Consider the following 12,687-nt stretch of genomic DNA (forward strand, 5'->3'; position numbering starts at 1 on the left):
TCAGGGGCGCGGGGAACATGTCAGACCAGCCTCACGGTCTGCAGCAGCCGCGAAACGACCCACCGCCCACAAACTCTTTGGCGGGGACCCAGGAACGCATCCCCTGGCAAGAACGCGCCCCAACCGGCGGAGCCTTACGCAGTCATCGTCCGACACCAAGACGGCGTAGTCCCTGTCACCCTGCACAACGCCAGATACAGCGGTATCGGCGGCGTATAGGGAATGGCCCCCTCCGGCCGCAGGATCAGGCCGGGCACGGCCGAACCGTCGGCGACCAACGCTCCGGTGGTGTAGCGCGCCGGCGCCGGCCACTCCAGCGCGTAGTCGGAGTCGGCCGGCACGATCCACCACCAGTGCGCCCGGTCGGCGTAGACGCAGCCCACACGGGGCAGCCGGGGCAGGACCATCGGCCCGAAGCGGGCGGGGACGGCAACCGCGTCGCACCCCATGGGCGCGGTCATGCCCTCGGGCAGGGGAATGGGGCGGGGCGTCGCTGCGGGCCGCTGGGCGCGGCGCAGACGGGTCAGGGTGTCGAGGCTCACCACGCGGGCCACTCTGCCCCCACCGGGGGGCAGAGTGGGACCGAACGACGCGCTCACACCCATTCGGCCCCCGCCCGCCGTCCGACTTCCGGCCGGACTTCGACTTCCGTACGACATTCGGCACCCACGAGGCCCCCGGCCGCCGCACGGCCATCAGCACCCATGAGGGCCTCGGCACTCCTGCGACCGTCGGCACTTGCGAGGCGGAACGCCTCCGCCTCGCCGTCCCGGTCCTCGGTCGGCGGCTTCTTCGCACCCCAGCCCAGATCGGACCGAGCCGCCGTGTCCGTGCTCGCGGTCAGGCTCGTGACCGTGCTCGCGCCCAGGTCGGGGGAGGCTGCGCCGGTGAGGAGCCCTCGCGGCACGTCCGCCCACACCAGCAGCCCCAGGCCGACCGGCTGCGCCCCCCAGGAGCGGCAGAGGGACTCTATGAGGAGCAGCCCTCTCCCGTGTTCCTCCTCGGGCCGCTGGGGCGAGGGATGCGGCTCACCTGGAGCGCAGCCCTCGTCCCGTACCGCTATGCGCACCAGCTCGTCGCCGTCGTGCAGCTCGCAGACGATCTGGGTGCTCGCGGTGTGCACGATCGCGTTGGTCACCAGCTCGGACACGACCAGGGCGGCCGTATCGCAGGTGTCCTCGCAGAGGGCCCAGCCGGTGAGCTGGGTACGGGTCACACGCCGGGCCTGGGCCACGGCACCCGGGTGCGCGGCCAGCTCGAATCGAAACCGGCGCTCGGCGATTGTCTCGGGGCGCGCCCCGGCGGCCGGACCGGGACCGACACGGTCTCCGGCGGCGTCTGTTCCTAACGGCGCAGGGGGCGGAATCACGCTTGCCACTATCGCCCCGCCGTGAACACTTGGCAAGTGTCACTCTGAAAATTACAGAGTGCCGTATGACTCTCTGAACGGTCATGGCACACTGCACGCAACAGCACGTGTAGCGGCGCCAGTTGGAAATCCCTCGCACAATGTTCGTATGCACGCACAGTGTTCGATTGTGTACATGGACATGCACGGCGCGCGAGGCCTCCGAACGGCGCCGCCGGGCTGTCGGGACCGGACAGGCCGGGCACCGACGCAGGTCAGCGCAGAGTCGCAGAGTCGCAGAGTCAGATCAGAGGGGAGAGAGGCGAGATGAGCGAGCCGCGGTCCGCGCCGACGGTCGGCCAGGTCGTGCTCGGCCGGCGCCTGCTGGACCTGCGCGAGCGCGCGGGCATCAGGCGCGAGGACGCCGCGCGCATCCTGCACGTCGCCGCCGCCACGGTCCGTCGTATGGAGACCGCCGAGGTCGCCCTCAAAATTCCCTACCTCCAACTGCTGCTGAAGGCGTACGGGGTTGGCGACGAGGAGGCCGAGACCTTTGTTCGGCTCGCCGAGGAGGCCAACAGACCCGGCTGGTGGCAGCGCTACCACGACATCCTGCCGGGCTGGTTCTCCATGTACGTCAGCCTGGAGGGCGCGGCGGGCCTGATCCGCGGCTACGACCCCCACTTCGTCCCCGGGCTGCTGCAGATTGAGGACTACGCGCGCAGCGTCATGACCTCGGGCGCCATCGGCCAGACCAAGCCCGATGACATCGAGCGCCATGTCGCCCTGCGCATGCAACGACAGGAACTGCTCACCCGTAAGGACGCGCCCCGGCTGTGGTTCGTGATGGACGAGACCGCCCTGCGCCGCTCCGTCGGCGGACCGGCGGTCATGCGCGCCCAGATCGATCGACTGCTGGAGGCCATGGAGCTGTCCCATGTGACGCTGCAGGTCGCCCCCTTCGACACGGGACCACACCCCGGCACGTACGGGCCGTTCGTCCTGTTCCGTTTCGCAATGCCCGAACTTCCGGACATGGTCTACAGCGAGTACCTGACCGGCGCCGTCTATCTGGACGACCGCTCCGAGGTGGCGACCCACCTCGAGGTCATGGACCGCATGGCGGCGCAGGCCGCCACGGCACAACGCACGAAGGAGATCCTCCGGGATCTCCGCAAGGAGCTCTGAAGACACCGAATGGAATTCATCAAGTCGCAGTCGCGCACGCGCACGCAGTCGCACATACGCGTCTACAACGGCATGCCCGCCCGGGAGCTGGGCAGCGAGGGCTGGCACAAGCCCTGGAGCGGAGGCAACGGCGGCAACTGCCTGGAGGCCATGAAGCTCGCCGACGGCCGGATCGCCGTACGGCAGTCCACCGACCCCGACGGACCGGCGCTGATCTACACGCCCGACGAGATGAACGCGTTCATCCAGGGCGCCAAGGCGGGGGTGGCCGACTTCCTGCTGTCCTGAGGCTTGTTGCGCACTCCCTGTTGTTCAGTCAATTCCCTATGTTGGCCCTGAGTTGATCACCTACTGCCGCAGATTCTTATGGAGTTCGTCATGAGCGGGCGTCCCCCCGTCGAGATCGACACGAGCCGACCCCATCCCGCGCGGATGTACGACTGGTACCTCGGCGGCAAGGACAACTACCCCGTCGACGAGGCGATGGGCAGGCAGATGCTGGCCCTCGACCCCCGGGTGCCGGTGATGGCGCGGGTCAACCGTGCCTTCATGCACCGTTCCACGCGCTGGCTGGCGGAGAACGGCGTACGGCAGTTCCTCGACATCGGCACGGGTATCCCGACTGAGCCGAATCTGCACCAGATCGCCCAGCGGGTCGCTTCCGAGGCGAGCGTCGTCTACTGCGACAACGACCCCATCGTGCTGGCCCACGCGGCGGCCCTGCTGCGCGGTACGCCCGAGGGGCGCACCGAGTATCTGCAGGCCGACGTGCGCGACCCGCACGCCGTCATCGAGGGCGCCAAGAAGGTGCTGGACTTCGGTCGGCCCGTGGCGCTCTCGCTGATCGCGCTGCTGCACTTCGTCTCCGACGAGGACGGCGCGCACGCCCTGGTCCAGCGGCTGATGTCCGAACTGCCCTCCGGCAGCTGCCTGGTCGTCACCCACGCCACCGCCGACTTCAGCCCGGAGGAGTCGAAGGCGGCGACGGAGAAGCTCAAGGCCGCGGGCGTCACGCTGGCCCTGCGCTCCCGCGAGGAGTTCACCCGCTTCTTCGACGGCCTCGAACTGGTCGACCCCGGCGTCGAGGTGCCCCACCACTGGCACCCCGAACTCGGCGAGCCGGTCCCCGGCCAGGACGACGGGGTCATTCCGGGATACGGGGCGGTGGCGCGTAAGCCGTAGGGCTTCACCGGACGGTCGCATGAAGCGCGGCGCAGGCCTCCTGGGTCTGCGCCGCGCATTCATGCGTCGTCGCGCATTCATGCGTCGTGTCGCGCATTCATGCGTCGTGTCGTCATTCACGCGCTGTGCCGCGCCTGCGAGCGTGGTCGTGCGCCTTCGAGCGCCGTGCGCGCCTCGTACGCCGTGGTGACGTCGGCGCCTACACGTGCGACCAGATGCGGCGCGGTGGGTCGACGAGGCGGCTCACCGCGACCACGGGAGCAGCGGCTGCGCGGTCGGGAGCGGTCAGCACGGCCAACTGTTCGGCGAGGCGCCATCAGTACGAGAACGAAGACATAGGTACGACTCGCCGGGTCCTCCAGCCAGTGAAACGGTCGCCCTGCTCGTGCGTGTGCGTGTGCGTGTGCGTCTGCCGGAGCCGGGCGAGCGCGCCCTGCGTGCCGGCCCGCCTGCCGGGCCTCGCTCAGCACACCCCGCACGAGCAGTCTGCGCGCCGCCTCCCGCACCAGCCTGACCTGCAACTCCTGCAAGGCATGTCGTGGGGGCTGCGGAACGTTCGGGAGCCGGGGGTGTCGAGGGGGTGGCGGACGCTACCCGAGCCGGGGGTGTCGCGGGGGAGGGGCCCTACGCCTGACGACGGAACGAAAAATAGGAGCAGATGACCGCGCAGGATTGTGGGTGTGCCTACGGCGGCAGCGGTGACGTACCTCCTGGCACCAATGATCCACCGCCGCCGATTCACTGCCGACCGGGAGCCGCCTCCCGGCCAACCAGACCGTCGGCCCCGACCCGCCTACCGTCGCAGGCCGCTCAACTGGGCGGAAGCGCCCCGCACAGCGCCTCCACCGCCGCCCCGTACGCGTGCTCCGGGGGCGTCGCGTACCCCACGACAAGCCCGTCCGGCGCGTCCCCCGTCGCCTCGGGGTGCCGGAACTCCGCCAGCCCGTCGAGCGCGACGCCCCGCCAGACCGCCGCCTTCACCGCGGACCGCTCGGTCCCGGGCGGCAGCCGCAGCACGGCGTGCAGCCCGGCGGCGATCCCGGTGACCTCGATGTGCGGCGCGTGCGTGGCAAGGGCGGCGACCAGCCGGTCCCGCCGCGCCCGGTACCGCTGCCGCATACGCCGCACATGACGGTCGTACGCCCCGGATATCACGAAGTCCGCGAGCGCCAGCTGCTCCGGCACGCTCGCCCACGCCTCCCGCTCGCCCTTCGCCTCCAGTACGGCGTCGACGAACCGCTCCGGCAGGACCATCCACCCCAGCCGTAGCGCCGGCGACAGGCTCTTGCTGACCGAGCCGATGTGCACGACCCGCTCGGGATCCAGACCCTGCACGGCCCCGACGGGCTTGCGGTCGTAGCGGAACTCCCCGTCGTAGTCGTCCTCCAGAATCAGCCCGCCACGCGCGCGTGCCCAGTCCACGACAGCGGCCCGCCGGACGGGATGCAGCGGCCCGCCGGTGGGGAACTGGTGCGCGGGCGTGAGCAGTACGGCCCGCTCCCGGCCCAGCCCGTCCACGCGGGCACCGTCCTCGTCGAGCGGCAGCGGAACCGTCCGTACGGAGGCCGCCGACAGCAGCTCCCGATGGAAGCCCAGACCGTACGACTCCACGGCCAGCGGTCCCCGCAGCACCCGGCCGTGGAACAGCAGTCGCAGCGCGTGCGCGAAACCGGAGCAGATCACGATCCGCGAGGGCTCGGTCCGCACGCCACGCGCGCGTGCCAGGTACTCGGTGAGGGCCTCCCGCAGCTCGACCCGGCCGGCCGGATCACCCGGCCCGAACGCCTCGTTGGGCGCCTGCGTCAACGCCCTGCGATACGACGCCGCCCAGGCCGCACGCGGGAACGCCGACGCGTCCGGCGTGCCCTGCCGCAGATCGTGCCGAGGCCCACGCGCGCGTGGAGGCGCCTTGCGGGGTACGCGCGCGGGGGCGCCCAGCGGTACCCCCATGGCGACCCGCGTGCCCGACCCCTGCCGGGCGGTCAGCCAGCCCTCCGCGACCAGCTCCGCGTACGCGTCGGCGACCGTGTTGCGCGCGATGCCCAGGTCCGCGGCGAGCGAGCGGTACGGGGGCAACCGCGTCCCGGGAGCCAGCCGACCACCGCGCACCGCATCCCGCAGCGCCCGGATCAACGCCGCCCGCCGCCCACCCCCACCGGACAGTTCGAGATGCAGATCGGCCCCGATCCGCTCCGCCGAATTGACCCATGAATTCACCATGAAAATGCACCCTACGGCAGGTCTTTCCACCCCATAGATTCATGGTCATGACGACGGACACGACAGCGAACACGACGATTGACGCAACGACCGACCCGGCGGCCGACGCAACGACCGACGCGGCGACGAACAGCAGTGCGTCCCCGACGGCCCCGGCAGCCGCACCCCCCCGCCTCGACTTCGCGAAGTCCGCCCGGAACGTCTTCCGCGCCCTCATCGGCTTCGACGCGGCGGCCCGCGAAGGCCTCGACCCGGCCCTGGTCGAACTGATCCAGATCCGCGCCTCCCACCTCAACCACTGCGCCTACTGCCTCCACATGCACACCAACGACGCCCGCAAGGCCGGCGAGAGCGAGGACCGGCTCCACATGATCCCGGTCTGGCGCGAGGCCCGGCACTTCTTCACCGCCCGCGAACAGGCCGCCCTCGCCCTCACCGAAGCGGTCACACTCGTCGCCGACGGTGGCGTCCCCGACGACATCTACGCCGAAGCCGCCACCCACTTCGACGACACCGAACTGGCCCACGTCCTCGCCCTGATCTTCACGATCAACACGTGGAACCGCATAGCCCTCTCCACAGCCAAGCAAGCAGGCACGGACAACCGCTAGAACCGACGAACCCAGCCAACGGCACCGCCGCCCGGACGACCGCCAGAACTTCTGGTCGACTCCGGTCACTTCATTCGCCGCAATGGTGATCATCCCGACGACGCGAACCCGGCGGTGCCGCACCGGCCGTAGCCCGATGCGGAACCCGGCGGTGCCGCACCGGCCGTAGCCCGATGCCAGCGTTCCTGCCCCGCGCGCAGCGGTTACGCCGTCATGGGCCGGTCGTACGGTCCGATCGGTGCCGGTAGGCGGTCCGCCCCGGTCAGTCGGTTGTCGACCGCGGCGGCCACCGCCCGCCCTTCCGCGATCGCCCAGACGATGAGGGACTGCCCACGGGCGGCGTCCCCGGCGGCGTACACGCCGGGCACGTTCGTCGTGAAGTCCGACCCCCGCGTGATGGGACCGCGCGGATCCAGGGCCAGCCCCAACTGCTCGATGAGCCCGTCGTGGCGGTCCGGCCCGGAGAACCCGAGGGCGAGCAGGACGAGGTCGGCGGGCAGCGTCCGCCCGGTACCGGGGCGGGCCTGCCGCCGCTCGTCCACCTCGACCAGGTGCAACGCCCGTACATGCCCCGCCTCGTCCCCGGTGAAGCGGAGCGTGGACGCCGCGAAGAGCCGCGCGTCCGCGTCCGCCGCCGGCGCCGACCGAAGGTCGCGCGCCTCCTCGTGCGCCGCCGAGAGCCGGTAGACCTTCGGATACGTCGGCCACGGCTCGGCGTCCTCGTCGCGCTCCGCCTCCGGCAGCGGATAGATGTCCAACTGGGTCACGGACGCGGCCCCCTCCCGTACCGCCGTTCCCAGACAGTCCGCCCCCGTGTCACCACCCCCGACGATCACGACATGCTTCCCGGCCGCCGACAACGGCGACACCTCCAGGTCCCCCTCGCACACCCGGTCGGCCAGCGGCAGATACTCCATCGCCTGGTGGACGCCGTCCAACTCCCTTCCGGGCACGTCCAGTTCCCGCCAGGCCGTGGCCCCCGTGGCGATCACCACCGCGTCGTACCGGGCCCGCAGCTCAACCGCTCCTATGTCCTGCCCCACGGCGGTCGACGTACGGAACTTCGTGCCCTCCGCCCGCATCTGCTCCAACCGCCGGTCCAGATGCCGCCTCTCCATCTTGAACGCCGGGATCCCGTACCTCAGCAGCCCCCCGATCCGGTCGGCCCGTTCATACACGGCGACCGTGTGCCCGGCCCGCGTCAACTGCTGCGCCGCCGCCAGCCCGGTGGGCCCGGAACCGATGACGGCGACCGTCTTCCCGGACAGCCGATCGGGCGGACGCGGCGGCGTGAAACCGTCCTCCCAGGCCCGGTCCGCGATGGCCACCTCCACGTTCTTGATGGTCACCGCGGGCTGATTGATCGCCAGCACACACCCCGCCTCACAGGGCGCGGGACACAACCTCCCGGTGAACTCGGGAAAGTTGTTCGTGGCATGCAGCCGGTCGCTCGCCGCCCGCCAGTCCTCCCGCGACACGAGGTCGTTCCACTCGGGGATCAGATTCCCCAGCGGACAGGCGTCGTGGCAGAACGGGATCCCGCAGTCCATACAGCGGTCGGCCTGCTTGCTGATGATCGGCAGAAGCGCCCCGGGAACGTACACCTCGTCCCAGTCCCGCACCCGCTCCTCCACGGGCCGACGGGGCCACTCCTCGCGTGAAGTGGTCAGAAAACCCTTGGGATCGGCCATGGCCGTCTCCCTCACGTATGGCGTACGCGTACGGGCACGGCCGTACACCCCGGGCGGACTCGGATCGGGCGTGCGGCGCAGGGCGCGAAGCGCGCCGCGTACGCCTTTGGGCGGCACTCTCTTCCCGCCACGATACGCCGCCCCCGCCTCAGGCGAGCGCCAGCAGATATGACAGGGCCGCGGCGGCCGAGGCGACCATCCGGACGTGGTTCCACATCGTCCACTGGCTCACGTACTCACGCCAGTACGCAGCGGCCTCCGGCGTACCCGCGTCCAGCTTGGCGAGCGTGTCGTTGCGCGGCACGTTCGCCACCATCGTGACCCCGAAACAGCCGAACAGATACAGCGCGCTGCCCAGCAGCAGTTCCCCCCTGCCCTCCTCCGGCCACAGCACGAACGTCACGACGGCCAGCACGGCGCACAGCACCGCCGTACCGGCGAACACGAGCATGAACGCCGGCGTCAGAGCGCTCACATTGATCGCCTGCATCGCCGCCACGCCCTGCGCGGGTGGCAAGGACGCCAGCCCCTTCATCACGAACGTCGAGAACCCGCAGAACACGCCCGCCACGATCCCTGTCCCGAGCAGGCCCAGCACCGTCAGCACGAAGTACGGCCCATCGATCATGTCCGCTCCCACCTCGATCCCCCGAATCCAAAAGATGCTGCATCCCGCCTACCGTCACCACAAGTGAACATACGTACGGCCACAGTCACCATGGCTGAGATATGCAACTCCATATGCGAACGTCCAACCCCGACCCCGGCAACTGCTGTCCCGGGAGGCTTCCCCCTCCTCGCCCCTCCCCTCCCCCTTCATTCCACCCCCCGCCACCCCCGCAGCGTCGTCTCCACCACCCCCGCGATCCGTCGTCGCGCCTCGTGCCGGGGCACGCCGGTCATCAGTAGCTGGTCGTACGGTGTGTCCACGTGCCGTACGGACGCGATGACCGCCGAGGTCACCGCGATCTGCGACAAAGCGCGTCCCGCCGCGCTGCGACCGACGCGACCGCTGCCGCGCAACGAGGCGTGGGCGGCGATCTCCAGGGCCCGCTCGGGCGGGCACGCGGGGAACAGGCGTCGTATCTCCGTGGCGAACGCGTCCGTGAAGCGCACGTCCTCCGTGGCCCGCCGCCGTGCGTCCCGCATCCGGCGGCGTCGTCGTGCCTCCGCGTCCGCCAGGCATCGCTCCTCGGCGCGGGTGAGCGCCGTCTCCTCGACCAGGACGCCCTGCCGCTCGTACCGGCTCCGGCGCCGGTTGAACCGTACGACCACGGCCGACAGCGAACTCTCCTCCCGGGCTCGCCGCGTGAGCGCGGTGTCACCCCGGGGCAGGAAGACCAGGTGCCCGAGGTCCGCGCAGTCGAGGCAGCGCGGCGCTCCCTCCTCCAGCACCAGCAGCGCCACCGGGCCGCTCCGGCACTCGGCGCAGTGCTTCTTCCTGAGTGCCTGCACGACGACAAGTCCGGTACGGGGCGGGGGAGTAGCGAGCGCTGCCATACGCGGTTCATTCCCCCTGGTGGCCGCATGGTCACGTGGCCGTCGGACCGGCCTCCCGACCGGCTCGGGCACGGTGCGCCGTGCACGGCATCATGGGCCCTGTGCGATTCGAAGCGATCACCTGGGAACGGCTGGGGGACCTCCTCGCCGACCGCCTCCTCGACCTGAAGCCGGACGACGGCTCGCCCTGGCCGCGCATCGCCTTCGACGGCGCCCCGGCCGCCCGCCCGGGCGACCTCGCCGCCCGGGTGTCGGAGGCGCTGCGCATACGCGGCCGGTCCTCGCTCGTCGTGGGCACCGAGGGGTTCCTCCGGCCCGCGTCGCTGCGGTTCGAGTACGGCCACGAGGACGTGGAGGCGTACTACGACGGCTGGTTCGACACCGCCGCCCTGTGGCGCGAGGTCTTCGGCCCGCTCGATCCGGGCGGCACGGGCCAGGTCCTGCCCGACCTCTGGGACCCCATCACCGACCGCGCGACCCGCAGCCCCTACGTCCAACTCCCGCCCGGCGCGATCCTGCTCACGCACGGCCCCCTCCTCCTGAAGCACTGGTTCCCCTTCGATCTGACCGTTCATGTCCTCCTCTCACCGGGCGCGCTGCGCCGCCGCACCCCTGGGGACGAGCACTGGATCCTCCCCGCCTTCGAGCGCTACGAGACCGAGACGGGCCCGGCCGCCACCGCCGACGTCCTGGTGCGCGCCGACGACCCAAGGCACCCGGCCTGGAACGGCTGACGGGCGGGGAATCCCGGCAAGCCCCGGATCATCAGAACGCTTTTACATGTGCACGCATATAACTATCCTGCAAGCCATGACGATCTCCTTCGACGCATCCGTCCGTGAACTGCTCGACGCCAGGAACTTCGCCAGCGTCGCCACTCTCGGCCCCACCGGCGCTCCCCAGAACTCCGTGGTCTGGATCAAACGCGAGGGCGACGCCGTCCTCTTCTCCTCGACCGCCGGTCGCCAGAAGGCCGCAACGTACAGCGGGACCCGCGCGTCAGCCTCTCGGTCTTCGACCTGACCAACCCCTACACCTCTGTCGAGATCCGCGGCACCGCCGAGATACTCCCCGACGAGGACAAACGCCTACCGCACGAGCTCTCGCACAAGTACCTCGGCATCGACCCTCCCGCGGAGAAGGACGACGAGGTCCGCGTGATCATCCGGGTCGTCCCGGAGCGGATCGTCCACTTCGCCGCCTGAGCCACACCCGTGTCCGGCGAGGGGCGGGGCGCGTGCCCTTCCGAGTGCGCTTCACCCCGGTCGCGGCAAGAATGTAGGGCGCCGGGACTAGCGGTGCGTCCTGCGCCGCGCCGGCCGTCCGGCACCGGGAGGTACTACATGACCACCGCCGGAGAAATCATGCACCGCGGCGCCCAGTGGATCCCCGCCCACGAGACCTTGGACCGCGCCGCCCAGCTGATGCGCCAGCTGAACGTCGGAGCACTCCCCATCAGCGACCAGAACGAACGGCTCTGTGGCATCCTCACCGACCGCGACATCGTCGTCGGCTGTGTCGCCCTGGGCCACGACCCGTCGACGATCACGGCGGGCGCGCTGGCCAAGGGCACACCACGCTGGATCGACGCGAACGCCGACATCAGCGAGGTGCTCGAGGAGATGAAGGGGCACCAGATCCGTCGGCTCCCGGTGATCGACAACAAGCGTCTCGTCGGCATGATCAGCGAGGCCGATCTGGCCCATCATCTGTCGGACGACCAGATCGCCTCCTGGGTCGAGAGCGTCTACGCGAAGAGCACGACACACTGACCCGATGCACCTCCCTGCTCCGGGAGTCACAGCCACCCGTTGCGCTTGAATCCCCGGTAGAGGGTGATGCAGCCGGTGGCTATGACTCCCAGGACCAGCGGGTAGCCGAACTTCCAGTGCAGCTCGGGCATGTGCTCGAAGTTCATGCCGTAGACCCCGCACACCATGGTCGGCACGGCGATCAGCGCCGCCCACGCCGTGATCTTCCGCATGTCCTCGTTCTGCGCGACGCTGACCTGAGCGAGATGCGCCTGCAGGATCGAGTTCAGCAGTTCGTCGAACGCGGCGATCTGCTCGGTGGCCCGCAACAAGTGGTCGGAGACGTCCCGGAAGTAGGCCTGTATCTCCGGCTCGACCACCCGGATCGGCCGTGAGGTGAGCTCCAGGAGCGGACGGGCGAGCGGGGCCACCGCCCGCTTCAGTTCGAGCAGTTCGCGCTTGAGCTGGTAGATGCGCCCCGGGTCGACGCGCGCGCCGCTCGCGGCGAACACATCCGTCTCCACCTGGTCGATGTCCGTCTGGACCGAGTCCGTGACGCTCAGATAGTCGTCGACCACATGGTCCGCGATCGCGTGCAGCACCGCGGCCGGTCCCTTGGCCAACTGCTCAGGGTTCGCCTCCAGTTCCTCGCGCAGCGGGCCGAGCGAGCCGTGCCTCCCGTGCCGTACGGTGATCACGAAGTCGGTGCCGACGAAGACCATGATCTCGCCGGTGTGCACCACCTCGCTGGTCGCGGTCAGTTCGGTGTGCTCGACGTAGCAGACCGTCTTGAACACCGCGAACAGTGTGTCGCCGTAGCGCTCCAATTTCGGGCGCTGATGGGCCTCGACCGCGTCCTCGACGGCCAGCGGGTGCAGGTCGAAGAGCTCGGCGATGCCGGCGAACTCCCGCTGCGTCGGCTCGTGCAGCCCCAGCCAGACGAAGCCGTGGTCATGCTTACGGACCTGCTTGACGGCCTCGATGACATCGCGGCCGCCGGGGGAGCGGACGCCCTTGTGGTACGTCACGCAGTTCACCACCGCGGTGCCCAGCGGGGAGCGGGCCGGATGGCTGAGGTCGACGCGAGGACGGCGTCGTGCCAGTCGTGCCATCCTGCGGAGGCCGCCGACCTTGTCAAGGCCGGTGACCTTCCGCAGATTCCCTGCCATGGACATCTGGCTCTCCTTGCGTGGATC

General features: G+C 70.2%; 13 protein-coding genes and 1 pseudogene. 7 read left to right on the forward strand and 7 right to left on the reverse strand.

The window, feature by feature from the left end; genetic code table 11:
* Positions 1 to 134: 134 nt before the first annotated feature.
* Together ACFU53_RS12535 and ACFU53_RS12540 are read right to left on the reverse strand one after the other, a co-directional pair.
* Entirely contained in the window at positions 135 to 605 is a 471-nt protein-coding gene (locus ACFU53_RS12535; RefSeq protein WP_383989846.1) for a hypothetical protein, read from the reverse strand.
* Positions 596 to 1,369 carry an ATP-binding protein gene (locus ACFU53_RS12540; protein WP_383989849.1) on the reverse strand — a complete coding sequence of 258 codons (774 nt, stop codon included), beginning with the start codon at positions 1,367 to 1,369 and terminating at the stop codon, positions 596 to 598. Before ACFU53_RS12540 ends, ACFU53_RS12535 begins: the two co-directional genes overlap by 10 nt.
* Positions 1,370 to 1,675: 306 nt before the next feature.
* Here ACFU53_RS12540 and ACFU53_RS12545 point away from each other — a divergent pair, with 306 nt between their 5' ends.
* The 3 genes from ACFU53_RS12545 (at position 1,676) to ACFU53_RS12555 (ending at position 3,718) form a co-directional block, all read left to right on the forward strand.
* On the forward strand, positions 1,676 to 2,536 hold the full coding sequence (locus ACFU53_RS12545) for a helix-turn-helix domain-containing protein (protein WP_383989852.1): 861 nt from the start codon (positions 1,676 to 1,678) through the stop codon (positions 2,534 to 2,536).
* A gap of 9 nt (positions 2,537 to 2,545) precedes the next feature.
* Positions 2,546 to 2,824, forward strand: coding sequence for a DUF397 domain-containing protein (locus tag ACFU53_RS12550; RefSeq protein WP_326583570.1), 279 nt, complete (start codon positions 2,546 to 2,548; stop codon positions 2,822 to 2,824).
* 78 nt (positions 2,825 to 2,902) lie between these two features.
* On the forward strand, positions 2,903 to 3,718 hold the full coding sequence (locus ACFU53_RS12555; protein WP_383989855.1) for an SAM-dependent methyltransferase: 816 nt from the start codon (positions 2,903 to 2,905) through the stop codon (positions 3,716 to 3,718).
* Positions 3,719 to 4,528: 810 nt separating this feature from the next.
* On the opposite strand, the gene ACFU53_RS12560 is transcribed toward ACFU53_RS12555, so the two are convergent.
* Positions 4,529 to 5,938 carry a PLP-dependent aminotransferase family protein gene (locus ACFU53_RS12560; RefSeq protein ID WP_383989858.1) on the reverse strand — a complete coding sequence of 470 codons (1,410 nt, stop codon included), beginning with the start codon at positions 5,936 to 5,938 and terminating at the stop codon, positions 4,529 to 4,531.
* A 41-nt stretch (positions 5,939 to 5,979) separates the two neighbouring features.
* Here ACFU53_RS12560 and ACFU53_RS12565 point away from each other — a divergent pair, with 41 nt between their 5' ends.
* Positions 5,980 to 6,549, forward strand: coding sequence for a carboxymuconolactone decarboxylase family protein (locus tag ACFU53_RS12565; protein WP_383989861.1), 570 nt, complete (start codon positions 5,980 to 5,982; stop codon positions 6,547 to 6,549).
* Between the two features lie 203 nt (positions 6,550 to 6,752).
* Here the strand turns inward: ACFU53_RS12565 and ACFU53_RS12570 are convergent, their stop codons facing one another.
* The 3 genes from ACFU53_RS12570 to ACFU53_RS12580 form a co-directional block, all read right to left on the reverse strand.
* Positions 6,753 to 8,240 carry a glutamate synthase subunit beta gene (locus ACFU53_RS12570; protein ID WP_383989863.1) on the reverse strand — a complete coding sequence of 496 codons (1,488 nt, stop codon included), beginning with the start codon at positions 8,238 to 8,240 and terminating at the stop codon, positions 6,753 to 6,755.
* A 148-nt stretch (positions 8,241 to 8,388) separates the two neighbouring features.
* Complete coding sequence (locus ACFU53_RS12575; RefSeq protein WP_383989866.1) at positions 8,389 to 8,868, reverse strand: DUF1772 domain-containing protein; 480 nt, start codon at positions 8,866 to 8,868, stop codon at positions 8,389 to 8,391.
* A gap of 188 nt (positions 8,869 to 9,056) precedes the next feature.
* Entirely contained in the window at positions 9,057 to 9,740 is a 684-nt protein-coding gene (locus tag ACFU53_RS12580; RefSeq protein ID WP_383989869.1) for a DUF2293 domain-containing protein, read from the reverse strand.
* Positions 9,741 to 9,832: 92 nt separating this feature from the next.
* Between ACFU53_RS12580 and ACFU53_RS12585 the strand changes: the two genes are divergently transcribed.
* The 3 genes and pseudogenes from ACFU53_RS12585 (at position 9,833) to ACFU53_RS12595 (ending at position 11,512) form a co-directional block, all read left to right on the forward strand.
* Entirely contained in the window at positions 9,833 to 10,474 is a 642-nt protein-coding gene (locus ACFU53_RS12585) for a uridine kinase (protein WP_383989872.1), read from the forward strand.
* Between the two features lie 76 nt (positions 10,475 to 10,550).
* Positions 10,551 to 10,945 (forward strand): annotated as a pseudogene (locus tag ACFU53_RS12590) (PPOX class F420-dependent oxidoreductase).
* 138 nt (positions 10,946 to 11,083) lie between these two features.
* Positions 11,084 to 11,512 carry a CBS domain-containing protein gene (locus tag ACFU53_RS12595; protein WP_383989875.1) on the forward strand — a complete coding sequence of 143 codons (429 nt, stop codon included), beginning with the start codon at positions 11,084 to 11,086 and terminating at the stop codon, positions 11,510 to 11,512.
* Between the two features lie 26 nt (positions 11,513 to 11,538).
* Here the strand turns inward: ACFU53_RS12595 and ACFU53_RS12600 are convergent, their stop codons facing one another.
* Positions 11,539 to 12,666 (reverse strand): magnesium and cobalt transport protein CorA, encoded by a 1,128-nt coding sequence (locus ACFU53_RS12600; protein WP_383989878.1) that lies wholly within the window; start codon positions 12,664 to 12,666, stop codon positions 11,539 to 11,541.
* Positions 12,667 to 12,687: the final 21 nt, after the last annotated feature.

Origin of the sequence: Streptomyces sp. NPDC057474, assembly GCF_042802555.1 — a bacterium.
Taxonomy (GTDB): Bacteria; Actinomycetota; Actinomycetes; order Streptomycetales; family Streptomycetaceae; genus Streptomyces.

Excerpts from the sequence above, each read along its gene's own strand:
- ACFU53_RS12580 (WP_383989869.1), bottom strand. The coding sequence starts at position 9,740 with ATGGCAGCGCTCGCTACTCCCCCGCCCCGTACCGGACTTGTCGTCGTG.
- ACFU53_RS12595 (WP_383989875.1), top strand. The coding sequence starts at position 11,084 with ATGACCACCGCCGGAGAAATCATGCACCGCGGCGCCCAGTGGATCCCC.
- ACFU53_RS12565 (WP_383989861.1), top strand. The coding sequence starts at position 5,980 with ATGGTCATGACGACGGACACGACAGCGAACACGACGATTGACGCAACG.
- ACFU53_RS12600 (WP_383989878.1), bottom strand. The coding sequence starts at position 12,666 with ATGTCCATGGCAGGGAATCTGCGGAAGGTCACCGGCCTTGACAAGGTC.
- ACFU53_RS12560 (WP_383989858.1), bottom strand. The coding sequence starts at position 5,938 with ATGGTGAATTCATGGGTCAATTCGGCGGAGCGGATCGGGGCCGATCTG.
- ACFU53_RS12535 (WP_383989846.1), bottom strand. The coding sequence starts at position 605 with ATGGGTGTGAGCGCGTCGTTCGGTCCCACTCTGCCCCCCGGTGGGGGC.
- ACFU53_RS12575 (WP_383989866.1), bottom strand. The coding sequence starts at position 8,868 with ATGATCGATGGGCCGTACTTCGTGCTGACGGTGCTGGGCCTGCTCGGG.
- ACFU53_RS12570 (WP_383989863.1), bottom strand. The coding sequence starts at position 8,240 with ATGGCCGATCCCAAGGGTTTTCTGACCACTTCACGCGAGGAGTGGCCC.
- ACFU53_RS12585 (WP_383989872.1), top strand. The coding sequence starts at position 9,833 with ATGGGCCCTGTGCGATTCGAAGCGATCACCTGGGAACGGCTGGGGGAC.
- ACFU53_RS12545 (WP_383989852.1), top strand. The coding sequence starts at position 1,676 with ATGAGCGAGCCGCGGTCCGCGCCGACGGTCGGCCAGGTCGTGCTCGGC.
- ACFU53_RS12550 (WP_326583570.1), top strand. The coding sequence starts at position 2,546 with ATGGAATTCATCAAGTCGCAGTCGCGCACGCGCACGCAGTCGCACATA.
- ACFU53_RS12555 (WP_383989855.1), top strand. The coding sequence starts at position 2,903 with ATGGAGTTCGTCATGAGCGGGCGTCCCCCCGTCGAGATCGACACGAGC.